Source organism: Sporomusaceae bacterium (assembly GCA_031460455.1).
Taxonomy (GTDB): domain Bacteria; phylum Bacillota; class Negativicutes; order Sporomusales; family UBA7701; genus Anaeroselena.
On sequence record JAVKTQ010000002.1, the window covers coordinates 403,913 to 426,756 of the forward strand.

Sequence of the window (22,844 nt, forward strand, 5' to 3'; positions counted from 1 at the left end):
TGTTTGCCCCGGTCGGATTGCAATTCGCGTGCCAGCGGCGGGGGAGGGCAGGAAGGCCACAAGCCGGGAGCGGGCGACGGCGGACGGCAGGGAGGCGTAAAAAAACAGTGTCCGGGAAGCGGACACTGTCGGATATTCCTACAGTGATGAGAAGCTGTGGGCTCTGAGTTTTTCGTAGAGGGTGCTGCGCGCTATTCCCAGCAGCCGGGCCGCCTGCGTGTGGTTGCCGCCGGCGCGCTGCAGGGCGGCGAGGATAAGCTCTTTTTCGGCGTCGGCGAGCCTGAGCGTGGGCTGGTGGCCGGCGGAGCCGTCCGCCGCGCCGGCGTGGAAGCGGATTTCGTCCGGCAGGTGGGGAGGGTCGATGCTGTCGCCTTCGAGGAGGTTGTAGGCCCGTTCGATGACGTTTTCGAGTTCGCGGACATTGCCCGGCCAGTAGTAGCCGGTCAGGAGCGCGAGCGCTTCGGGGGAGGGCGTCACTCCCGGCCTGGCCATCCTGAGGCCGATCTTGCGGGTGAAGTGGCGGGCGAGGACGGGCACGTCCACGGGCCTGGCCCTGAGCGGCGGGATGGAGATGCTGACGATGTTGAGGCGATAGAAGAGGTCGGCGCGGAACCGGCGGTTCATGACTTCGCGGCGCAGGTCTTTGTTGGTGGCGGCGATGATCATGATGTCGACCGGCAGCGTCTTGGCGGAGCCAAGCCTCGTGACGGTGCGGTTTTGCAGCACTCTGAGCAGGCGGGTCTGGAGGTCGAGGGGCATTTCGCCGATTTCGTCGAGGAGGACGGTGCCGCCGCTGGCCAGTTCGAATTTGCCGGGGCGGCCGCCTTTGCTGCCGCCGGTGAAGGCGCCCTCGACATAGCCGAACAGTTCGCTTTCGATAAGTTCGCGGGGGATGGCGGAGCAGTCGATGACGATGAAGGGGCCGTCGGCGCGGTCGCTGGCCTTGTGGATGGCCTGGGCGAAGATTTCCTTGCCTGTGCCGCTTTCGCCCTGCAGGAGGACGGGGGAGAGATTGGCGGCGGCTTTGCGGGCCTGGGCGATGGCCGTTTTCATCGCCTGGCTTTCGGCGATGAGGTCGTCGAAGGTGAGCAGGCTGCGGCCGGCGAGGTCGTTGACCAGGCGCTGGATTTTGGTGAATTTGCGGAAGGTGTCGATGACGCCGATGACTTCGTTGTTGTCGCCGAAGACGGGGATGGCGGTCTTGATGAGGTGGAGCTGGCGTCCGTGGGGCAGGGTGATGTGGAATTCGCGGTCGGCCCAGCCGACGCCGGTGGCCAGAACGTTGAGAAGCTGGGGCTCGAACTTGAAGGCGTCGACCATGTGGCGCCCGACGATGTCTTTGGCGTCCATGCCGAAGATTTCTTCGCCGGCCCGGTTGAGGAAGGTGACGACGCCGCTTCTGTCGGCGGCCATGAAGCCGTCCTGGATTGTGTTCATTATCCTGAGCATCTGTTCGTTGTGGGTGAGCGCCTTGTCGACCGACAGGCTGAGGTGGCTGCGGTTGGCGATGAGGAGCGCCCAGGCTTCGACCGTTTCCCCGGCGATCGGCGGGCGGTCTTCGACGAGGACCGCCAGCAGCCCGGAACGGGCCTGGCGGCCGGCGGCGAGGGGGGCGACGGTGCAGCTGATTGGCCGGCCGCCCGCGGTGAAGCGCTCGAAGGCGCAGGGGGATTCCACAGCCGTGAAGGCGGCGTCCAGCCGCGAGCCGGCGGGGTAAAGGCAACAGGCGGGAACGGTGGCCCGGCTGAGGACGACTTCGCCGCTCAGGTCGGCAAGGACGATTTCGAAGTACGCGGCCGGCTCAATCACCGCGGCGACGGTGCGGTAGACAAAATCCAGCACCAGTTCGCCGGCGGCCAACAGGTGGCGGTTTTGCTCGAGCGGTTTGCCGGGGGGGACGGGTGGCTGCACGGCATCCGCGCACATTTTTGCCCCTCCTTCGTGTTGGCGGGCTGAAATCTTTTGCCATTATTTTCGTTATAAGTATTTTTTTTCCTGCTGTGGTAGGCGGTAGTTTTATTTACATAACATAAAGACATTGCTATAATGATAAGTGATTCCGCCATAGGGAGGTACATATGAAATACATAAGCAAGCGATTGAAGGCAGCCGCGCTGGCGGCCGCCATGGCGTTCGTTTTCGGGGGCCCGGCCGCGGCCGCCGGCCCGGCTGGCCTTGATGTCCTGAAGCTGCCGGAATGGCAGGTGACTTCGACCTCGTACGGCGGCAAGCTGCTGTTGTCCGACAGCCCGGAGATGGTGACCGGCGACGGCATCCTGTACCAGGACAGGGTGGCTGGCGACGTGCGCCTGTTTTTCCACCACGTGAACGCGACGGCCATTCCCAAGCGGCTGGTGGTGCTGCTGGAGAACGCCGGCCCGGCGGCGGCTACGGTGACGGTGCATCAGCACGGCATCGGCGGCCCCGGCTACGACTGGATGGCGGTGGGCAAGGCGGCCCAGGAGGCATACCTGGCAGGCGGCAGTATCCGCCAGATCGATGTGCCGGCCGGCGGGGCGGCGACGCTTTCGCCGGCGTTACAGGCCGCGGTGGTCAAGCCCAATATGCTGGTGAACGGCATTTTCGATTTCATCGCCGACGGTCCGGTGACGGTCAAGGTGATGATGCTGCCGCTGGATGAGGATGTAAAGAAGTTCGCCCTCCGGGCGAAGGTGCTGCCGCCCGACGCGCAGAAGCTGCGCGGCACGTTCGAGGGCAAGGACCGGATGCTGGTGCCGATGAAGGTGTATAATCCGCAGGTGGACGGCCCGGTGGCGCTGACGCTGGCCGACAACGCCCTCGATCAGTATGTGGTGGGGATTGACGCAACCACCGGGGAGACGGTGCTCAACTACGGCAATTACGGCGTGGTGTACAAGCTCTTCCTGCCGGCCGACGGCCGGGGGAAGACGGCCTATTACCTCAACCCGCGGGGCGGCGACTATGCCGGCGCTTTAGGCATCAGGTACAAGTATGCGGTGGCCCCGCCGCTGCCGACGCCGACAGTGGGCACGTCTTTCGGCCGTAATAAGCTGACCGATTTCGCCCATGTGGGCACATTCGACGGCGGCGAGTCGCTGTGGCTGACGTTCAGCCCTCCGGGGGCGTCGAATCTGCCGGTGAAGCTGCTGATTGTGCCGGAAAATTAGCAAGATGTATTTTGGACGCCGTATTTCGGCGTCTTTGCTTTTCCATGAGCCGGTAATTGTGGTAAAATAGTACCCGAGGTGATAAAAATGTCTACTAAATTATGCAAAACTGTTCTAAAAGAGCTTGTCCGCGAAATCGACAAAGCTGCGTTTCGCGCCGAGGCCAACTTCGGATCGGTACTGGCCGAGGTTGTCGCATGTCACCCGGAAATCACTGCATCCGAGGAAGATTGGAACAAGCTGGACGAACAAACCAGGGATGCGATTATTGACCGGGCCAAGAAAACACTGGGAGCTATCGGCTAGCCGACGCTCTTGGCGAAGCCGCCGGGCGTCGCCCAGCGCCTTTTGGGGCAGCCCTTTTGGTAGCGGCACGGTTGTCCGGTCTGCCAAAGTGTGGTATCATAGTCTATACAATCGCATACATATCGGCAAGGAGGGAATTTCGATGGCTAAGCATATCGTTACCGTAAATAAAGGGTCGCTGCAAAGTACGGTCAAGACGGGCGGCTGCGGCGAGTGCCAGGCGTCGTGCCAGTCGGCCTGCAAGACTTCTTGCACGGTAGGCAACCAGGTCTGCCAGAAGTAACAACAGCGGCGCCCCCGTTAATGCGGGGGCCTTTTACTTGGAGGGTATTTTGGAGGCTAGCATGGATATACATAGATTTTTCCTGAACGGCATGCATATTGTGCTGGATGTGAACAGCGGGGCGGTGCATGTCGTCGATAAGATAGCGTACGACGCGCTGGACGTGTTCGACGGGCACAACGACGCGGCGGTAGCTGCCGCTCTCGCAGGCGAGCACGGGGCGGCGGCGGTGGCCGAGGTGCTGGCCGAGCTGCACGCGCTGGCGGACGCGGGGCTGCTGTTTTCGCCGGCCGTGGAGGTGCCGGCGGTTATCGGCGACGCGCCGCTGGTCAAGTCGCTCTGTCTGCATGTCGCCCACGACTGCAACCTGCGCTGCGGCTACTGTTTCGCCGGCACGGGCGATTTCGGCCATGACCGGAGCCTGATGCCGCGGGAGATGGCCGAGAAGGCGGTGGAATTCATCATCGCCGGCAGCGGCCGGCGGCAGCACTGCGAGATCGACTTTTTCGGCGGCGAGCCGCTGCTGAATATGGATACGGTGCGTCACACGGTGGCGTATGTGCGGCGGCGGGAGGCCGAGACCGGCAAGGTGTTCAAGCTGACACTGACGACCAACGCGGTGCTGCTGGACGAGGCAACGCTGGCGTACCTTAACGCCGAGAATATCAGCCTGGTGCTCAGCCTCGACGGCCGGCGCGAGGTGCACGACCATATGCGGCCGGACGCCGCCGGCAACGGCAGCTGGGAGGAGGCGCTGGCCGGGGCGAAGCTGGCGGCCGCTTCGCGCGGCGGCAAGAATTATTACCTGCGCGGCACGTACACTGCCCATAATCTCGACTTTGCCGCCGACGTGCTGGCGATGGCCGACCTCGGCTTCACCGAGCTGTCGGTCGAGCCGGTGATCGGCAAGGATACCGGCTACGCGCTGCGGGAGGAACACCTGCCGGCGCTGTATGCCCAGTACGAGGCGCTGGCGGCCGAGTATCTGGCGCGCCGCCGGGCCGGGAAGCCGTTCGAGTTTTTCCACTTCAACCTCAACCTCGATAACGGGCCGTGTGTGGCCAAACGCCTCGCCGGCTGCGGCGCCGGGCACGAATACTTCGCGGTGACTCCGGACGGCGACCTGTACCCGTGTCATCAGTTCGTCGGCCGCGACGATTATCTTATCGGCAATCTTACCGACGGCATAAAGAAACCCGAGCTGGTCCGCAAGTTCCGCCAGGCCCACGCGCTGGCCAAACCGGCCTGCCGCGAGTGCTGGGCGCGCTTTTACTGCAGCGGCGGCTGCCACGCCAACGCCCAGTTGTTCGGCGGCGACATCGCCGAGCCGTATGTTTTGGGCTGCGAGCTGCAGAAGAAACGGCTGGAGTGCGCGATCATGATTCAGGCCAGCCTGGCCGCGGATAAGGGAGAATAGCTCCGCCATCGGAGGTTTTCCTAAGTTGCGAAAATACTGAATACATGGTAATCTCGGATTATGAAACGTTGTCAGGAGTTATTATGCACAGACGGCGGATTGTAATTACGGGCATAGTGCAAGGGGTGGGCTTCCGCCCCTTTGTTCATAACCTTGCTCACCGCTTTTGTCTCGGCGGCTGGGTGGCCAACGACGGCCGCGGGGTGGTCATCGAGGCCGAGGGCGAGCCCCCGGCCGTTGCGGCGTTCCTCGCCGCTCTCCGCTCCGAGGCGCCGCCGCTGGCGGTTATCGACGCGATCACGGCCGAGACGCTGCCGCCTGAGGGCGGGAAGGGGTTCGCCATCCTGGCGAGCGGCCCGGCGGAGGCGCGGCTGGCGCTGATTTCCCCCGATGTCGCGACCTGCCCGGACTGCCGGGCGGAGATCGCCGACCCGGCCGACCGCCGGTACCGCTACCCGTTCACCAATTGCACAAACTGCGGACCGCGTTACACCATCATCGAGGATGTGCCCTACGACCGGGTGCGCACGACGATGTCGTCCTTCGAGATGTGCCCCGCCTGCCGGGCCGAGTACGGCGATCCGGCCGACCGGCGGTTCCACGCCCAGCCCAACGCCTGCCCGGTGTGCGGTCCGGCGTATCGCCTGCTGGACAGGGAAGGCCGCCCGCTGCCGGGCGACCCGCTCGCCGAGGCCCGCCGGCTGATTGCCGCCGGGAAGGTGGCGGCTATCAAGGGCATCGGCGGCTATCATTTAGCCTGTAATGCACTTGATGCCGGGGCGGTCGCCGCCCTCAGGGCCCGCAAGGTCCGCGAGGACAAGCCGTTCGCCGTTATGGCCGGCGGCCTGGAGGCCATCCGGGCCCGCTGCCTGGTGGACGCCGCCGAGGAGGAGCTGCTTGCCGGGACGGCCCGGCCGATTGTGCTGCTCGCCAAAGGGCCGGGCTACGATTTGGCGGATGCGGTGGCTCCCGGCAACCCGAATGTGGGGATGCTGCTGCCGTATGCCCCCGTCCACTGGCTGCTGCTGACGCCGGACGACGTGTGGGTGATGACGAGCGGCAACACGAGCGACGAGCCGATCGCCTACGAGGACGACGACGCCCTCGCCAGGCTGGCCGGTATCGCCGACTTTTTCCTTGCCCACAACCGGCCGATTTTCTGCCGGGCCGACGATTCGGTGGCCCGCGTCTTCGCCGGCCGGCCGTATATCCTCCGCCGCAGCCGCGGGTTCGCGCCCGCGCCTATCAGGCTGAAGGGCCAGGGGCCGGCGGTGCTGGCGTGCGGCGGCGAACTGAAGAACGCTTTCTGCCTGACGCGCGGCGACCTGGCTTTTATGAGCGCCCATGTGGGCGATCTTGAGAATATGGCCACCTATAACGCTTATACGGACGCCATCGACCACTACCGGCGCCTGTTCGCCGTTACCCCGGAGGCGGTTGCCCACGACCTCCACCCCGAGTATCTGGCGACCAAATACGCCATGGAGTGCGGCCTGCCCCGCGTGGGCGTGCAGCACCACCACGCCCATATCGCGGCGGTGCTGGCCGAGCACGGCGAGAGCGGGCCGGTGATCGGCGTCGCTTTCGACGGCACGGGCTACGGCGACGACGGGCGGCTGTGGGGCGGCGAGTTCCTGCTTGCCGACCTGAAGGATTACACCCGCCTGGCCCATCTGGCCTATCTGCCCCTGCCGGGCGGCGCCCAGGCGATCCGCGAGCCGTGGCGGCTGGCCGCCTGGCTGCTGTACGACCTGTATGGCGCAGACTTCATAAACAAAGGTATTCCTTTTACCCGCCGCTTGCCGCCCGGCTGGGAGCTGCTGCTCGACGCGGCGTCCAAGGGGCTGAACGCCCCGCTGTCGTCGGGGGCGGGCCGCCTGTTCGACGCGGCGGCCGCCCTTCTGGGGGTCCGCGGGGCGATAAACTACGAGGGCCAGGCGGCCGTGGAGCTGGAGCTGGCCGCCGCCGGCCGGCGCGGCCGGGTGCTGCCGTACGAGATAACCGCCGGCGAGCCGGCGACGGTCGATTTCCGGCCGGCGTTCGCCGCGATTGCGGACGCGCTCGGCCAGGGGACGCCGGCCGCCGCGCTGGCGGCCGATTTCCACGCGACAATGGCCGCCGCCGTGGCGTCCGTCGTCCGCCGCCTGGCCGCCGCCAGCGGCGTTCGCAAGGTGGCGCTGAGCGGTGGCGTGTTCCAGAATGTTACGTTGCTTGGGCAGGTCGTCGACCTGCTGGCGAAAGATTTCACCGTGCTGCTTCACCGCCGCGTCCCCGCCAACGACGGCGGCCTGGCGCTGGGGCAGGCGGCGGTGGCCATCGAAAGGAGCAGATGATATGTGTCTTGCCGTGCCTGCTAAAATTGTCGACAGGATTGATATGATGGCTACCGTGGAGGTCAGCGGCGTCACCCGCCAGGTGAGCCTAATGCTGCTGCCCGGAGCTAAGGTAGGCGAATATGTGCTTATCCACGCCGGGTTCGCCATCCAGACGGTGGACGAGGAAGAAGCGAAACGGACGCTGGAGCTGTTTGAGGAGATGGCTGCTCATGAAGAGTAGGACCAGGGAGGAAGAGCGCCGCCTGGCCGCGTTTTTCCGCGGCGAGATCGCCCGGCTGGCCACCCGGCCGGTGAGGCTGATGGAGGTGTGCGGCACCCACACGGTGGCGATTTTCAAGGCCGGCATCCGCCAACTGCTGCCGCCGGAGGTGGAGCTTGTCAGCGGGCCGGGCTGCCCGGTATGCGTCACCCCTAACGAGTATCTCGACACCGCGGTGGCGTATAGCCGCCAGCAAGGTGTCATCATCACAACGTTCGGCGATATGCTGCGGGTGCCGGGTTCTTCGTCGAGCCTGGCGGCCGAGCAGGCGACGGGGGCCGATATCCGTATCGTCTATTCGCCGCTCGACAGTCTGGCGATCGCCGCCGCCAACCCGGCGAAAAAGGTGATTTTCCTGGCGGTGGGCTTCGAGACTACTGCGCCGACTGCCGCCGCGACGGTGCTGGCCGCCGAGCAGGCCGGACTGACGAATTTCTATGTGCTGTCGGCCCACAAGCTGGTGCCGCCGGCGCTGCGCGCTCTGCTGACGGCCGGCGAGGTCCAGGTGGACGGGCTGCTGCTGCCGGGGCACGTCAGCGCGATCATCGGCGAGGAGCCGTACCGCTTTCTGGCGCGGGAGTACGGCGTGCCGGCGGTCATCACCGGCTTCGAGCCGCTCGACATTCTCGGCGCGGTGTATCTGCTGGTCAAAAGGATCGCGGCCGGCGAGGCGGCGCTCGACAACGAGTACCGCCGCGTGGTGCCGCCGGCGGGCAACCCGGCCGCCGTTGCCGTGCTTGACAAGGTTTACGGCGAAGCGGACGCCGCGTGGCGGGGCATCGGCGTCATCCCGGCCTCGGGCCTGGCGGTGAAGGCCGCCTATCGCCGCTTTGACGCCCTCGCCGCCCTGCCGGTGACGGTGGAGGAGACGAAGGACCATCCCGGCTGCCGCTGCGGCGAGGTGCTGCGCGGCGTGGCCCGGCCGGCCGACTGCCCGCTGTTCGGGGCGGCCTGCACGCCGGAGAGGCCGGTGGGGTCGTGCATGGTGTCGGTGGAAGGCACGTGCGCGGCCTGGTACAAGTATGGCGCGGGAAGGTGGCAGGTATGAAGGACGAATTGATTCTCCTCGCCCACGGCAGCGGCGGCAAGCTCAGCCACGACCTGGTGGCGCGGGTGATGCAGCCTGCGTTCGCCAACCCGGCCCTCGACCTGATGCACGACGGCGCCAGGGTGGAGGCGGCGGGGGCCAGGCTGGCCTTCACGACCGATTCCTATGTGGTCAAACCGCTGTTTTTCGCCGGCGGCGATATCGGCAAGCTGGCGGTGTGCGGCACAGTCAACGATCTGGCGGTCAGCGGCGCGACGCCTCTTTATCTCAGCGCCGGCTTTATCATCGAGGAAGGGTTCCCGGTGGCCGCTCTGGAGCGGATCGTCGCCTCGATGCGGGCTGCGGCGGCTGAAGCCGGGGTTTCGATCGTCACCGGCGACACCAAGGTGGTGGAAAAAGGGGCGGTCGACGGCATATATATAAATACGGCCGGCATCGGCGCGGTTATCGCCGGCGCGGATATATCGCCCCTTAACGCGCGGCCGGGGCAGGATATCATCCTGAGCGGCCCGGTGGGCGACCACGCGGTGGCTGTGATGGCCGGCCGCCACGGCCTGAAGCTGCCGGCGACGGTGGCGAGCGACTGCGCGCCTCTCGGCGGAATGATCGGCGCGGTGCTGGCTGCGGTGCCCCAGGTGGCTGTGCTGCGCGACCCGACCCGCGGCGGGCTGGCGACGACGCTTAACGAGATCGCCGCCCAGGCCAAGGTGGGGATAATGGTGGAAGAGGCTGCCATACCTGTGCGCCCTGAGGTGCAGGCGGTCTGCGATATCCTGGGATTCGACCCTTTGTACCTCGCCAATGAAGGTAAAGTCATAATTTTTGTCGAATCTCCCTATAGTGAAGAGGTTATCGCGGTGCTGCGCGCCCACCCCTACGGGCGCGAGGCCCGCGTCATCGGCCGGGTGACCGCCGCCCCCGCCGGCCAGGTCGGCCTGCGGACGGGGATCGGTGGCGTCCGCCTGCTCGATATGTTGATCGGCGACCAGTTGCCGCGGATTTGTTAACATATCCAGAGCACGTCCGTCATAATATTTAGCGAGAGGAGGAGAGCTGAAGATGCGCATGGATTACAGCCTCAAACTCGAACTTACCCAGAAACTTGTGATGACGCCCCAACTGCGCCAGGCCATCGCTATCCTGCAGCTTTCCTCGCTGGAACTTTCCGAGATGGTCGAACAGGAGCTGTTGGAGAACCCTGTCCTCGAAACGGAGGAGAAGGCGCCCGCCGAGCCTGTCGAGGAGGAGCCGAACGACCGGATCAGCGAGTATTTCGAATGGGCCAATTACTTCGACGACGGCACCGACCCCGGGTATACGCCGCCAGGCGAGGAAAAGCCGTCGTTCACGACCTTCGTGTCGGCGGCGTCGACTCTGCACGAACACCTGGAATTTCAGCTTCATCTGACCCTGCTGGACGAAAAGGCCCGCGCCGTGGGCCAGTACCTCATCGGCTGCATCGACGAGAACGGCTACCTGTGCGGCACACTGGCGGAGGCGGCGCATAACCTGGGCGTCGCCGAGGAAACGGTGACCACCGTCCTCGGGGTCATTCAGACCTTCGACCCCGCGGGGGTGGGCGCGCGCGACCTGCGGGAGTGCCTGCTCATCCAGGCCGAGCAGCGGAGCGTCGACGCGCCGCTGGCGCTGGCGATCATCGACAAGTACCTCGACGAGGTGGCGGCCGGACACTTCAAGAATATCGCCGACAAGCTGGATTGCACCCCCCACGACGTGCAGCGGGCGGTCGATTTCATCCGCACCCTCGACCCCAAGCCGGGGCGGGCGTTCGACGCCGGCGACCAGCCGTGCTATATAATCCCCGATGTCACCATCGAGCGGGTGGCAGGCAATTATATCATCATCATCAACGATCACAATATCCCCCATCTGACGATCAACCCCTACTACCGCCGCGTGGTGCGCGACGCCGACAGCGAGGCCAAGAAGTTCGTGGAGGGGCGGATCAACGCCGCGGTGTGGCTCATCAGAAGCATCGAGCAACGCCGCCGCACCCTCTACAATGTCGTCGAGACGATCATCGAACTACAGCGCGATTTCTTCGACCACGGCCCCAAGTATCTGCGGCCGCTGACGATGAAGAAGGTGGCCGACAAGGTGGGTATCCACGAGTCGACCGTCAGCCGGGCGATCGCCAACAAGTATGCCGACACACCCCACGGACTGTTCAGCCTGCGGGCCTTTTTCTCGGCCGGGCTGCAGGGAGCGGACGGCGAGGCGCTGTCGGCTGCGACGGTCAAGCGGCAGATCAAGGAGCTGGGCGCCGCCGAGGACCCCGTGCAGCCGCTCAGCGACCAGGCCATCACCGAGATCCTCATCGGCCGGGGGGTGGCGGTGTCGCGCCGCACGGTCGCCAAGTACCGCGAGGAGCTTAATATCCAGAGCTCGAGCAAACGGCGGAGATATTGATTCGAGAATGAAACCGGGCATTTTTGCCCGGTTTTTGTTTTGCTGAGCGAAAAAACCTCTAGCGTAATATTTGCCGTTAGTGTATAATTTAACTAGCAATACCCCCTCCCCTGGGGGCGGTCCCCCAACCGGGGGTGAGGGGTCAACTAAAGGATCTGTTGCGATAAGGAGGCAAGCCATGAAACAGATGAAGGCGGTACTTGCGCTGGTTGTCGCCGTTGCTCTTGCCGGCGCGCTTGCAGGCTGCGGCGGCGCCCCCAAGGCGGCCGAAACGACTAAGCCCGCCGCGGCGGCTATCGGCAATCCCTTTGTCGCGCTGCAGGCGGAGACGGATAAGTACCTGAAACAGAACCGGGCGCTGTACATTGAGCCGCAGGAGGTGCTGGCCAAGGTTGTGACGGCCGGCGACCAGGGCTACTACCTTGTCGATATCAGGAACGACGAGCACTACGCCGCCGCCCATATCCCCGGCGCGATACATATCGCTTACGCCGATGTCTGGCGGGAGCAGAAGACGGCTTTCCTGCCCAGGGATAAGAAGATTGTCGTTGTCGATTATTCGGGCCACACCGCCAGCCAGGTGGCGGCCTTCTGGAGCATGCTGGGCTTCGACGCCACGGCGATGAAGAACGGTATGGCCGGCTGGTCGAAGGATAAGGACATCGTCGGCGGTTCGCCGCTGGCCTGCGAGGCTCTTAATTATCCGGTGACGGCCGCCGTGACCGCGGCCGCCGACCACGAGCTTCCCAAGCTCGACAGCAAGGCGGCGTCGCTGGCCGAGCTGCTGGCCGCTCGGTCCCGCGAGGCGACCGAGCAGGCGCCGGTCATCCAGCCCAAAGATTTTCTCGCCAAGCGGGGCGACTATTTCGTCGCCGACCTCCGCCAGGGCGAGCATTACGCAGCCGGCCATATCGAAGGCGCGGTGAACATCCCCTTCCGCAGCCTGGCGGCGACGGAGAATCTCCGCAAGCTGCCGGCCGACAAGACGATTGTGCTGGTGGACTACGATGGCCACGCGGCCAGTCAGGCGGCGCGGCTTCTCAACCAGCTCGGCTACCGCGCCACCGTCCTCAAGGACGGCATGAGCGTGTGGACGGCCGACGAGAGAGTGATCGGCGCCAAAAGCATCGCCTGCAATGTGAGCGAGCACCCGGTCGCGAAGCTGAACGCCCCCCTGAAACCCGGCCCGTCCGCGGCGGCGACGTGAGGGTAGTAAATACGCAGCCAGTTTGGCTGCATAAACGGTAGAGGCAACAGTGAAAGGTGAGAATAATGCTGACGATTAGTAGGCGTACCTTTCTCAAGGCCGGCGCTCTCGCCGGGGCGGCGTGCGCCGTGCCGGCGGCTTTCGATTTCCCTTCGTTCGTGCGCGGGGCGGCCGAGCAGCCGGTGACCAAGATACCTTCGACCTGCAACGGCTGTTCGACGAACTGCGCGCTGTGGGTGTACGTGAAGAACGGCCGGCTGTGGAAGCTGGAGGGCGACCCCAAGTCGATGAAGAACGAGGGCAGGCTGTGCGCCCGCGCGTACGGCGTGGCGGCCGATGTCTACAACCCCGACCGGGTGACCGGGCCGATGAAACGGACGGGCGAAGGCCAGTTTTCGCCGATATCGTGGGAGCAGGCGTTTACGGAGATCGCCGGGAAGCTGACGAAGATCATCGACAAGGACACTGCCGGCGCCGTGGCGTGGATGGCCCACGGCGGCAAGGAAACGTATGCCCAGATGCTGCTGGACGAGATCGGCGCGGCCACATACATAACCCATTACTCGACCTGTTTTACCTCGAAGACGAATGCCTGGGACAAGATGGTCGGCAACCAGCTGACTTCGGATATCAACCGGGCCAGGTATATGCTGTTCGCCGGCCGCAACTACGCCGGCGGCATCATGCCGGGGGCGATGCGCAAGATTATGCGGGCCAAGGACCGCGGGGCGAAGATCGTGGTCGTCGACCCCAGGCTGTGCGAGCTGGCGAAGGTGGCCGACGAGTGGCTGCCCATCCGCCCCGGCACCGATCTGGCCTTTTTCCTCGGCCTCGCCCACACGCTGATCAGCGAGAAGCTCTATGACGAGAAGTTCGTCAAGGAGTATGTTTTCGGTTTCGAGGAGTTCTGGAACGCCAATCGCTATTTCACCGCCGAGAAGGCGGCCGAGATTTGCGATATCCCGGCGGCCAAGATCCGCGCCATCGCCCGCGAGCTGGCGAAGAACGCGCCGGCGGCTTTCCTGGAGCCGGGCTACCACGGCCTCCACAACCACTACGCGGCGAGCACGCAGATCGCCCAGGCGAACGTGATCGTCAACGCCCTGCTGGGCAATTTCTACAAGCACGGCGGCCTGATGCCGGCGGCCGGCCCCAAGTTCGGCAAGCTGACGCTGCCCAAGCGCCTGCAGCCGGAGAAAGGGGAACGGGCCGACGGCGCGGGGGTGAATAACGAGTATCCGACTGTCGAGACAAGCCGCGGCATCGCCCAGCATATGCCCGACCGGATCGCCGCCGGCAAGGTCAAGGCTCTGTTTATCTACCATTTCAACCCGCTGCGGACGGCGCCCGATCCCGAGTACCAGAAGAAGATGGTCAAGGCCGATCTGGTGGTGTCCATCCCGGTGGACTGGAACGAGACGTCGGTGCATACCGCCCATTATATCCTGCCGGAGCATTACTATCTGGAGCGCATGGACGCCCCCAAGTCGACGGGCGGCAACATCGCCCACGATTACCCGCAGGCGGTGATGCGCTTCCCGGCCCTCAAGCCGCTGCACAACACCAAGCACCTGCTCGATATTCTCAAGGGCATCGCCCAGGCGATGAAGATCGACGACCTGTACCCGTTCACCGTCGAGGAGGAGGCGGCGGCGATGCTGAAGCCGCTGGGGGCGACGCTGGACACGATGAAGGATAACGGCTGCCTGGAGGTGGCCGAGGCGGTCAGGCCGGAATTCCCGGTGAAGGACGGCAAGCCGGCCCTTACGACGACCACCGGCAAGGTGGAGTTCAGCGTCGGCGCCTTCAAGCTTCACGGGCGGATGGGGGTGCCGGTGTGGACGCCGCCGCTGGTGAGCCCCAAGGCGGAGAACGAGTTCCGTCTCATCCACGGCAAGCAGCCGTGGCATTCGCACTCGGTGACGAGCAATAGCCCCTATCTGATGGCGGTGTCGAAGAGCTACAACGGCAGCAGGATGTGGATGAACCGCAGCCGGGCCGACAAGCTCGGCGTCCGCGACGGCGACACGGTAACGGTGGAGGCGAGGATCGAGCACGGGGGCGAGGCGCGGACGGTGAGCAAGAAGGTGGCCGTGAAGGTGACCGAGATGCTGCACCCCGAGTGCGTGTGGGTGCCCTCCGGCTACGGCAATTTCTCGCCGCGCCAGAAGGTGGGCTACCAGCAGGGGGTCAATTACAACGATTTCGCGCCGGCCAGGGTGGAGCCGCTGTCCGGCGGCTGCATGGTCCAGGAAGTAATTGTCACGGTTAGGAAGGGGGGCTGACGCGGTGGCTCATTACGCGATGCTGATCGATGCGGCGCGCTGCACCGGCTGCGCCGCCTGCCGGGTCGCCTGCCAGATGCAGTGGCAGCTGCCCCCGGAAGTGTTTTTCAACCGCCTGGAGTTCCGCGAGTCGGGCAAGTACCCCGATGTTAAACAGGAGATCGTGCCGGTGCAGTGCATGCACTGCGACAACCCGCCGTGCGCGACCGTCTGCCCTACAAAGGCCACTTATAAGCGCGCCGACGGCCTTGTCCTCATCGACCACGACAAGTGCATCGGCTGCAAATACTGCGTCGTGGCCTGCCCGTACGACGTGCGGCAGATGAACGACCGCGGCATTCCCGAGAAGTGCCGTTTTTGCGCCGGGTTTATCGAGAAGGGCGAACAGCCGCCGTGCGTGAGCACGTGTATGAACGATGTGCGGGTGTTCGGCGATCTCGACGACCCGAACAGCGAGATCAGCAAGAAGATGAAGGAAAAGCCGGTTTATCAACTGGCGGCCGAAAAAGGCACCAAACCGCGCGTTTTCTACGTGAAGAGGGGTGGCTGACGTGATGCCGAAATTCGAGCGCTGGATGGCGCTGCCCGGCGCGCTGGTGCTGGCCGGGCTGGCGGGCGCCGTAAATAAGCTCGTCTACGGCGAGCACGCGCTGGGGACGACGGCTGCCGTGCCCTGGGGCAGCCTTATCGCCGGTTATGTGTTTTTCGCCGCCGCCGCCACCGGCGCCGGCCTGATCGGCGCGTTCGCCCACTACAGCAACCGGCAGGCGCTGGCGCCCATCGAGAAGCCCAGTCTTTTCCTGGCGCTGTCGCTGCTGTTGGCCGGCTTCGGCCTGATCGGCATCGAGCTGGGCAACCCCTTAAACCTCGTTTATATAGTCTTTTCACCCAATCTCCATTCGGGCATCTGGTGGATGGGCTTTCTGTACAGCATCTACATGGGCCTGCTGATGGTGGAGTGCTACTTCAGTCAGGTTGACCCCGCCAACAAGAATCTGAAGTTCGTGTCGGCGGTGGCGGTCGTCAATAAAATCGCCGCCGTCTGCAACCTCGGGGCGATCTTCGCCCTGATCGCCACCCGGCCGTTCTGGCATGGCTTCTATTTCCCGCTTTATATCCTGCTGACCGCCATCCTGTCGGGCGCGGCCGCCCTGGCGGCGGCGATGTGGCTGAGCGCCAGGCGCCAGGGGCGGGAGGCGGACGGCGCGGTGATGGCGGCTTTAGGCAGGATTATGCTGGCGGCGCTGGTCGTGACCGCGCTGGCGAATGCCGGCAAGGTGTTTTTCGGCCTGACGGGCGCCGACCCGGCGCTGCGGGAGGCGACGGCGGCGCTGGTGAGCGGTCCGCTCGCCCTGCGTTTCTGGGCTTTAGAGATCGGCCTCGGCCTGCTGGTGCCGCTGGCGCTGCTGGCCAAGGCGGCCGACGGGCAGCGCGTCTTCCGGGCCGCGGTGATGGTGCTGATCGGTGTGTTCTTTATGCGTCTCGATTTCGTCATGGCGGGGCAGATGGTGCCCCAGGCGGTGGTGGAAGGTGTCCAGCATGTGCTGATGCACGGCTATACGCCGACGTGGACGGAGTGGGCGCTGACCGGCGGGGCGGTGGGGGCGGCAGCGCTGCTGTTCGCTTTCAGCGAGACGGTCTTCGATCTCGGCACGGGCGCGACGGCGGCCCGCGGCAAAGCGGGCGGGGCGGCCGCGGCCCGCGTGTAGGGACTCAGAGCGGCTGGCCGCTTGAGGATAAATCTTTTGCCAATAATGTTAAGGAGAGGGGATCAACACGTGTTTAACAATCGTTTTCTGACCAACCGGTTCCTGACTGTCGTCACCCTGCTCATCCTGGTCGCTTTTGTCGTCGCCGGCTGCGGCGGCCAGCAGGCCAAGGCTCCGGAAAAGCCCGCCTCGGCGCCGGCGGCGTTCGACGCCGTCCAGGTGACCAAGGACGCCACGTGGGACGCCTACAAGAAGGTCGTCGCCGATGTCCAGGGCAAAACCTTCCCGGTCGACGCCGCCAAAGCCAAAGAGCTGCTGACCGGCAACGAGAGCAAGTACCTCGTCATCGACATGCGCGCCCCCGAAGATTACGCCAAGGGCCACATCAAGGGCGCCGTCAACCTGACCATCGTCCAACTGGCCGAGAACCTCGACAAGCTGCCGGCCGACAAGACGCTGCTGCTGTACTGCTATTCCGGCCAGAACACCGGCACGGCCATGGTGCCTCTGAAGGCATACGGCTACAAGGCTCTCTCGATTTCCAAGGGCTTCCCGATGGTCCAGCAGGCCGGTTTCGCGATGGATACCGCCGCGACCGCTTTCACCCCGGCTGCCGCCAAGAAGGCCGCCGATCCCAAGGAAGCCGCCGCGCTGGCCGGCATCAAGGACAACTATATGGCGATCGCCAAGCAGATGGCCAGCAAGACGCTTGTCATCGGCGGCGCCGATGTCAAGAAGCTTGTTGACAGCGCGGCCGACAAGTATGTGTTTGTCGATCTGCGCGCCGCCGAGGACTTCGACAAAGGCCACGTGAAGGGCGCCGTCAGCGCGCCGCTGGCCGCGCTCCAGGACAAGGCCAAGACTTTCCCCAAGGATAAGACCGTCGTGCTGTACTGCTACAGCGGCCAGACGGCCGCCATGGCCACCGCGCCCCTGAAGGCCGAGGGCTTCAAGCTCATCTCGATCAGCACCGGTTTCCCGCAGGTCCAGGCCGGCGGGTTCGAAATCGAAAAGAAATAGGTCCGGTACCTTTTGCAGGGCCCGCCTAAATGGCGGGCCCTGTTCGTTTGTGTATAGAATAGCAACCGGTGGGGAAATTACCTATTGTGGCGCAGTATAGCGCCCCGCGGCACAGTGTCCGGGGGAGGCGGCGACGGAGCGCCGAAACCTTTTTTCGAGGAGGATTCTGCCATATGGTAACTCTGACAACAGCCCACTGGTTGTTCCTGTTCTGGGTGCTGGTCGTCATCGTCGTCATGGGTCTGCGGAAAGACCCGCTCATCCCCTGTATCCTGGGGCTGCTTACCGTCGGCTGGCTGGTGAAAGGCAGCATCGTGGGCGCGTTTACCACCATTTTCAACTCGCTGATTGTGGCCGGCAACGAATTCTGGGGCATCATCGTCGTCATCTCGCTGATCGTCGCCCTGTCGAAGCTGCTCAGTGAGACGGGGGCCGACTACCTGGTGATGAGCCCGGCCGCCAAGCTGATGGTCAACGCCGATGTCGCTTTCTGGGTGGTCGGCTTCGCGATGCTGATCGCCTCGTGGTTCTTCTGGCCCTCGCCGGCCACCGCCCTTGTGGGCGCCATCCTCTTCCCGGTAGCGATCAGAGCCGGCCTGCCGGCGATCGGCGCGGCGATGGCGATGAACCTTTTCGGCCACGGCATCGCGCTTTCGACCGACTATGTCATCCAGGGAGCGCCTACCGTTACCGCCAAGGCGGCCGGTTACACCGATCCCGGCGCGGTTATCTCCGCCAGCATACCGCTCGCCGTGACGATGGGCCTGGTGACGACGATCGCCGCCTATATTATTATCAAGAAGGATATGCGCACAAATGCCGCCGCCCACAAGCTGGAGCGCGAGAAGTTGGTGGCTGCCCAGCCGTCGCAGCGGGAGCTGGACTGGGTGTCGTGGTTCCTGGCGATCATCACTCCGGTGGCGTTCGGGCTCGACGTGTTCGCGATGCTGACCCTCAAGCTGCGCGGCGGCGACGCCACCGCTCTCCTCGGCGCCACGGCGATTCTCATCCTGGCGGTCGGCTGCCTGCTGAAGTTCGGCATGGAAGGCTTGGAGAAAATCACCGATTACATCCGCGACGGCTTCATGTTCGGCATCAAAATCTTTGCCCCGGTCGTCATTATCGGCGGCTTCTTCTTCATGGGCAAGGGAGACTTGGCCAAGGCGATTTTCGAGCTGAAGACAGCCACCGGTTTCCTGGAGGACTTCGGCGTCTACCTATCCCAGACGGTGCCGCTCAACAAGCCGTTCGTCGCCCTGGTGACTCTGGGGACGGGCATCATCGTCGGCCTCGACGGCTCGGGTTTCTCGCCCTTGCCGCTGGTGGGCAGCGTGGCTGCGACGTTCGAGAAGGCCATCGCCGTCGACAAGGCGACGCTGGCCGCTCTCGGCCAGATGGCCGGCGTGTGGACGGGCGGCGGCACGATCATCCCCTGGGGCCTCATTCCGGTGGCCGCCATCACCGGCGTCAACCCCATCGAATTGGCCAGGCGCAATTTTGTGCCGGTGGTGCTGGGGTTCATCGCGACGACGATCGTGGCCATCATCCTGATGTAGTAGGCGAAGGTTGCTTCGTTAGCAACCGTAAGGGGCGGCAGCGCAAGCTGCCGCCCCTTTATCTGTTTGTTCGTAAAAAAAATACATTGCGCCGGCCGGGTGATCGGCAGGAACTGACAGAAGAGTGGCGAATTTTCAAAATAGCTCATCAATGATGAGCAGCTTTTGAACTGTAAATGAATTATAGGAGGTGACGCCGCCGGGATAACGCGGCAACTGCATAAGGATAACCCCGAAGTCTGGACGAATTTGAGGAGGAGTTTTAGTATATGACGGTAGCACTGACCTCAGCTCACTGGCTTTTTCTGTTCTGGGTACTGGTCGTCATCGTCGTCATGGGCTTCCGCAAAGACCCGCTCATCCCCTGTATCCTGGGCCTGCTTTCCGTCGGCTGGCTGGTCAAAGGCGGCGTTGTCGGCGCGTTCACCACTGTTTTCAATTCGCTGATCGTGGCCGGCAACGAGTTTTGGGGAATTATTGTCGTTATATCGTTGATCGTTGCTTTGTCCAAGCTGCTGGGCGAAACGGGCGCCGATTATCTGGTGATGAGCCCGGCCGCCAGGCTGATGGTCAACGCCGATGTCGCCTTCTGGGTGGTCGGCTTCGCGATGATGTTCGCTTCCTGGTTCTTCTGGCCTTCGCCGGCCACCGCTCTCGTAGGCGCCATCTTATTCCCGGTGGCGGTGAGAGCCGGCCTGCCGGCGATCGGCGCGGCGATGGCGATGAACCTCTTCGGCCACGGTATCGCGCTTTCGACCGACTTCATAATCCAGGGGGCGCCGACGATCACCGCCAAGGCGGCCGGCTTCGCCAATCCCGGCCCGGTAATCGCCGCCAGCGTGCCCCTCATCATTACCATGGGCCTGGTGACAACCATCTCGGCGTTCATCCTGATCAAACGCGATATGAAGGCCAACGCCGCCGCTCACAAGCTGGAGCGCGAGGCGATGATGGCCGCGACCGAGACCAAGCGCGAAATCGACTGGGTGTCGTGGTTCCTGGCGATCGTTACCCCGGTGGCGTTCGCGCTCGATGTGTTCGCGATGCTGACTCTCAACCTGCGCGGCGGAGACGCCACCGCCCTTCTCGGCGCGACCGCCCTCGTCATCCTGGCGGTCGGCTGCCTGCTGAAGTTCGGCATGGAGGGGCTGGAGAAGATAACCGATTACCTGCGCGACGGCTTCATGTTCGGCATCAAGATCTTCGCCCCGGTTATCGTCATCGGCGGCTTTTTCTTCATGGGCAAGGGAGACTTGGCTAAGGCGATTTTCGAGCTGAAGACAGCCACCGGTTTTCTGGAGGATTTCGGTGTGGCCCTCTCCCAGACGGTGCCGCTCAATAAGCCGTTCGTCGCCCTGGTGACTTTGGCGACAGGCATCGTCGTCGGCCTCGACGGTTCGGGCTTCTCGCCCCTGCCGCTTGTGGGCAGCGTGGCTGCGACCTTCGACAAGGCCATCGCTCTCGACAAGGCGACGCTGGCCGCCCTCGGCCAGATCGCCGGCGTGTGGACGGGCGGCGGCACGATCATTCCCTGGGGCCTCATCCCGGTGGCCGCCATCACCGGCGTCAATCCCATCGAGCTGGCCCGCCGCAACTTCGTGCCGGTGGTGCTGGGCTTCATTGCGACGACGATTGTGGCCATTATCCTCCTGTAATCCAGGTTACGATCTGACCCCGGAAAGAGGGTGGCAACCCGGTTGCCATCCTCTTTATTTCATTTTCGCCGCCGGCGGCGAAGAGGATGGCGTCGTCATCGACATGGCTCCCAGGGGCGGCGAACGTCACGCGGCAACCGCGGCAGCGCAGGCCTTCGGCCAGCGGCGCAAGCAGGGCGGCGAGCGGCGCGGCGGCGATGAATACGATCTGGCGGTCTGTTGCCGCCGCCAGTGTTTCGTGGCCGGTGAAGGCGTTGCCGGCAAGCATTGTCTGGACCGCCCGGCCGAGGAGCGGAGCGGCGGGGCAGGGGTCGAAGGAGAGGAGGTACATCAGGCCGGAAGAGTAGTTTCTGAGGGTTACCGCGTCGATTTCCCGGCCGCCGGGCAGCGGGAAGCGGATTTTCACCGTCGTGCCGGCCGGCGCCGCCGCCAGTTTGTCGCCGCCCCTGATCACCAGCCCGGTGGCGCCTGCCAGGGAGCGCACGGCGACGACCGTCCCGGCCGCCCGGCGCTCGTCGCCGTCCCGCCACTGCCAGCGTTCGAGCGCGCACTGTCCCTGCCAGTCGCAGCCGCACACCGTCTCGCCCCTGAGCAGTGTGCAGTAGGTGCATTCCGCCGTTTCGGCAAGGAGGCACGGGCAGCGTTCCGCGGCGAGTTCTTCGCATTCCACGGTTATCACCTCGCGATATTTCGTGCGCCGATGTTTGTCGGCTATCCATGATATGCGGGCGGCGGCCGGTCGGTGAGTGCTGTATGGCGGTTTTATATTTCACCATTTGAAACGGGCGGCGGCAGGAATATCCTCCCTGATACCGAATTTGCAATTAATAGATAAATAACTCAGTTAATAAAGTATTGGCATTTTCGCCGATATTCGCTGTCCCCTGGTGAACGGAGGAGCGCTTCTTTGCCTAATATTGCGGTTAACAGTAAGTGGATTAAGAAACTTAACAGGTTGAATGTCCTTAACATCCTCAAACGCCAGGGTTCGGTGTCGCGCCAGGAGCTGGCGGTAATCACCGGCCTGACGGGCCCGGCGATCACCGGTATCGTCAAGGAGCTTCTCCGGATGGGCTTCGTGAAGGAGACGGGGCTCGGCCGCTCCCAGGGGGGACGCAAGCCGATGCAGCTGGAGATTAACCCTGAGGCCGGCTATGTTTTCGGCGTCGAGGTTACCCGCCACGAGGTTTCGATGGGCATGGCCAACCTCACGGACGATCCCGTGCTGCTGCAGCGGCGGGCCGTCGATATGTCGGCGCCCCGGCCGGGTGTGGATAATTTTATCAAGATGATCACTTCGGCCGCCCGCATGGTGGAACGGAAGGGGCAGCTGCTGGCGCTGGGGGTGGCCTTTCCCGGCCTTCTCGACGCCGCAACCGGCACAGTCAAGCGCTCGGTCAACCTCGGCCCCGACTGGAACGGCTATCCTATCCAGGCGGCGCTGGAGGAGCGGCTGGGGGTCAAGGTTTTCGTCGAGAACAATTCCAACGCGGCGGCGCTGGCGGAAAGATGGTTCGGCGACTGCGCCGAATGCCGCGATTTGGTGTACGTAAACTGGGGCGAGGGCATCAGCGCCGGCGTGCTTACCGACGAGCGCATCCTCCAGGGCCACCGGGGGTTCGCGGGGGAGATCGGCCATATTGTCATTCAGGAGGGCGGCGCGCTTTGCAATTGCGGCAACCGCGGCTGCCTGGAGACGATCTGCGGCATCCCCGCGCTGGAGCGCAAGGTGGCGAGCGAGCTGCCGTTCATCCCCGCCGACGATCCGGTGCGGGAGCGGGCCGCCGCCGGCAGGGTTTCGATCGAAGATTTCATCGACTGCGCGTCGGTCGAAGGCTCGTACTGCGCCGACCTGATGCGCCAGGTGGCGCGGTATATGGGCTACGCGGTGGCCGATGTCGTCAATATCCTCAATCCCCAGGTGGTTTTCCTCGGCGGGCGGATGGCCCGCGCGGCCATCCTCAGCCGGGATGTGATCGAGGAGACGGTGCGTTCCCACGCTTTTCCCGAGGTGGCGGCGGCCACCGAGCTGAGGATTTCGTCGCTCGACGGGAGGGCCGGCTTTGCCGGCGCCTGCGCGCTGGCGCTCAGGGAAACAATGGAGTCTTCGGAGTCGGATCTGCTTAAAGGAGGCGAAGATCATCACTTACTTTTACCCCGAAAAACAATTTGATGGCTACCGGG

At 64.2% G+C, this 22,844-nt stretch carries 19 protein-coding genes; 17 read left to right on the forward strand and 2 right to left on the reverse strand.

Annotated elements, in window-relative coordinates:
* Positions 1-138: 138 nt before the first annotated feature.
* The gene (locus RIN56_06495) at positions 139-1,926 is read right to left on the reverse strand and encodes a sigma 54-interacting transcriptional regulator (GenBank protein ID MDR7866453.1); all 1,788 of its coding nucleotides are present in this window, start codon (positions 1,924-1,926) and stop codon (positions 139-141) included.
* A gap of 152 nt (positions 1,927-2,078) precedes the next feature.
* On the opposite strand from RIN56_06495, the gene RIN56_06500 reads away from it, so the two are divergent.
* From RIN56_06500 to RIN56_06575, 16 genes are all read left to right on the forward strand, one after another.
* A complete protein-coding gene (locus tag RIN56_06500; protein ID MDR7866454.1) occupies positions 2,079-3,149 on the forward strand; it encodes a copper amine oxidase in 1,071 nt (356 codons plus the stop codon).
* An 87-nt stretch (positions 3,150-3,236) separates the two neighbouring features.
* A complete protein-coding gene (locus tag RIN56_06505) occupies positions 3,237-3,455 on the forward strand; it encodes a hypothetical protein (protein ID MDR7866455.1) in 219 nt (72 codons plus the stop codon).
* Between the two features lie 142 nt (positions 3,456-3,597).
* Entirely contained in the window at positions 3,598-3,738 is a 141-nt protein-coding gene (gene scfA / locus RIN56_06510) for a six-cysteine ranthipeptide SCIFF (protein MDR7866456.1), read from the forward strand.
* Positions 3,739-3,799: 61 nt separating this feature from the next.
* Positions 3,800-5,155 (forward strand): thioether cross-link-forming SCIFF peptide maturase, encoded by a 1,356-nt coding sequence (gene scfB / locus RIN56_06515; protein ID MDR7866457.1) that lies wholly within the window; start codon positions 3,800-3,802, stop codon positions 5,153-5,155.
* An 83-nt stretch (positions 5,156-5,238) separates the two neighbouring features.
* Positions 5,239-7,488 carry a carbamoyltransferase HypF gene (gene hypF, locus RIN56_06520; GenBank protein MDR7866458.1) on the forward strand — a complete coding sequence of 750 codons (2,250 nt, stop codon included), beginning with the start codon at positions 5,239-5,241 and terminating at the stop codon, positions 7,486-7,488.
* Position 7,489: 1 nt separating this feature from the next.
* Complete coding sequence (locus RIN56_06525; protein ID MDR7866459.1) at positions 7,490-7,711, forward strand: HypC/HybG/HupF family hydrogenase formation chaperone; 222 nt, start codon at positions 7,490-7,492, stop codon at positions 7,709-7,711.
* Complete coding sequence (gene hypD, locus RIN56_06530) at positions 7,701-8,798, forward strand: hydrogenase formation protein HypD (GenBank protein MDR7866460.1); 1,098 nt, start codon at positions 7,701-7,703, stop codon at positions 8,796-8,798. Before RIN56_06525 ends, hypD begins: the two co-directional genes overlap by 11 nt.
* Positions 8,795-9,805 carry a hydrogenase expression/formation protein HypE gene (hypE, locus tag RIN56_06535; protein ID MDR7866461.1) on the forward strand — a complete coding sequence of 337 codons (1,011 nt, stop codon included), beginning with the start codon at positions 8,795-8,797 and terminating at the stop codon, positions 9,803-9,805. Before hypD ends, hypE begins: the two co-directional genes overlap by 4 nt.
* Positions 9,806-9,857: 52 nt before the next feature.
* The gene (gene rpoN, locus RIN56_06540; protein MDR7866462.1) at positions 9,858-11,228 is read left to right on the forward strand and encodes an RNA polymerase factor sigma-54; all 1,371 of its coding nucleotides are present in this window, start codon (positions 9,858-9,860) and stop codon (positions 11,226-11,228) included.
* Between the two features lie 178 nt (positions 11,229-11,406).
* Entirely contained in the window at positions 11,407-12,435 is a 1,029-nt protein-coding gene (locus RIN56_06545; protein ID MDR7866463.1) for a rhodanese-like domain-containing protein, read from the forward strand.
* A 65-nt stretch (positions 12,436-12,500) separates the two neighbouring features.
* Positions 12,501-14,720, forward strand: coding sequence for a respiratory selenite reductase catalytic subunit SrrA (gene srrA, locus RIN56_06550; protein MDR7866464.1), 2,220 nt, complete (start codon positions 12,501-12,503; stop codon positions 14,718-14,720).
* Positions 14,721-14,724: 4 nt separating this feature from the next.
* On the forward strand, positions 14,725-15,270 hold the full coding sequence (locus tag RIN56_06555) for a 4Fe-4S dicluster domain-containing protein (GenBank protein ID MDR7866465.1): 546 nt from the start codon (positions 14,725-14,727) through the stop codon (positions 15,268-15,270).
* Positions 15,271-15,274: 4 nt separating this feature from the next.
* On the forward strand, positions 15,275-16,429 hold the full coding sequence (gene nrfD, locus RIN56_06560) for an NrfD/PsrC family molybdoenzyme membrane anchor subunit (GenBank protein ID MDR7866466.1): 1,155 nt from the start codon (positions 15,275-15,277) through the stop codon (positions 16,427-16,429).
* Between the two features lie 69 nt (positions 16,430-16,498).
* On the forward strand, positions 16,499-17,449 hold the full coding sequence (locus RIN56_06565; protein MDR7866467.1) for a rhodanese-like domain-containing protein: 951 nt from the start codon (positions 16,499-16,501) through the stop codon (positions 17,447-17,449).
* Positions 17,450-17,622: 173 nt separating this feature from the next.
* Entirely contained in the window at positions 17,623-19,005 is a 1,383-nt protein-coding gene (locus RIN56_06570; protein ID MDR7866468.1) for a hypothetical protein, read from the forward strand.
* A 269-nt stretch (positions 19,006-19,274) separates the two neighbouring features.
* Entirely contained in the window at positions 19,275-20,660 is a 1,386-nt protein-coding gene (locus RIN56_06575) for a hypothetical protein (protein MDR7866469.1), read from the forward strand.
* Here the strand turns inward: RIN56_06575 and RIN56_06580 are convergent.
* Positions 20,647-21,339: a hypothetical protein gene (locus tag RIN56_06580; GenBank protein ID MDR7866470.1), complete on the reverse strand. Its 693-nt coding sequence runs from the start codon at positions 21,337-21,339 to the stop codon at positions 20,647-20,649. The genes RIN56_06575 and RIN56_06580 overlap by 14 nt on opposite strands.
* A gap of 228 nt (positions 21,340-21,567) precedes the next feature.
* Here RIN56_06580 and RIN56_06585 point away from each other — a divergent pair, with 228 nt between their 5' ends.
* On the forward strand, positions 21,568-22,833 hold the full coding sequence (locus tag RIN56_06585) for an ROK family transcriptional regulator (protein ID MDR7866471.1): 1,266 nt from the start codon (positions 21,568-21,570) through the stop codon (positions 22,831-22,833).
* The last annotated feature ends 11 nt before the right edge of the window (positions 22,834-22,844 follow it).

What these genes read in the sequence shown, in the direction of transcription:
- RIN56_06495 (MDR7866453.1), bottom strand. Translation starts at nt 1,926, where the DNA reads ATGTGCGCGGATGCCGTGCAGCCACCCGTCCCCCCCGGCAAACCGCTC.
- RIN56_06570 (MDR7866468.1), top strand. Translation starts at nt 17,623, where the DNA reads ATGGTAACTCTGACAACAGCCCACTGGTTGTTCCTGTTCTGGGTGCTG.
- RIN56_06545 (MDR7866463.1), top strand. Translation starts at nt 11,407, where the DNA reads ATGAAACAGATGAAGGCGGTACTTGCGCTGGTTGTCGCCGTTGCTCTT.
- RIN56_06505 (MDR7866455.1), top strand. Translation starts at nt 3,237, where the DNA reads ATGTCTACTAAATTATGCAAAACTGTTCTAAAAGAGCTTGTCCGCGAA.
- srrA (MDR7866464.1), top strand. Translation starts at nt 12,501, where the DNA reads ATGCTGACGATTAGTAGGCGTACCTTTCTCAAGGCCGGCGCTCTCGCC.
- nrfD (MDR7866466.1), top strand. Translation starts at nt 15,275, where the DNA reads ATGCCGAAATTCGAGCGCTGGATGGCGCTGCCCGGCGCGCTGGTGCTG.
- RIN56_06575 (MDR7866469.1), top strand. Translation starts at nt 19,275, where the DNA reads ATGACGGTAGCACTGACCTCAGCTCACTGGCTTTTTCTGTTCTGGGTA.
- hypD (MDR7866460.1), top strand. Translation starts at nt 7,701, where the DNA reads ATGAAGAGTAGGACCAGGGAGGAAGAGCGCCGCCTGGCCGCGTTTTTC.
- scfA (MDR7866456.1), top strand. Translation starts at nt 3,598, where the DNA reads ATGGCTAAGCATATCGTTACCGTAAATAAAGGGTCGCTGCAAAGTACG.
- hypF (MDR7866458.1), top strand. Translation starts at nt 5,239, where the DNA reads ATGCACAGACGGCGGATTGTAATTACGGGCATAGTGCAAGGGGTGGGC.
- rpoN (MDR7866462.1), top strand. Translation starts at nt 9,858, where the DNA reads ATGCGCATGGATTACAGCCTCAAACTCGAACTTACCCAGAAACTTGTG.
- RIN56_06500 (MDR7866454.1), top strand. Translation starts at nt 2,079, where the DNA reads ATGAAATACATAAGCAAGCGATTGAAGGCAGCCGCGCTGGCGGCCGCC.
- RIN56_06525 (MDR7866459.1), top strand. Translation starts at nt 7,490, where the DNA reads ATGTGTCTTGCCGTGCCTGCTAAAATTGTCGACAGGATTGATATGATG.
- scfB (MDR7866457.1), top strand. Translation starts at nt 3,800, where the DNA reads ATGGATATACATAGATTTTTCCTGAACGGCATGCATATTGTGCTGGAT.
- hypE (MDR7866461.1), top strand. Translation starts at nt 8,795, where the DNA reads ATGAAGGACGAATTGATTCTCCTCGCCCACGGCAGCGGCGGCAAGCTC.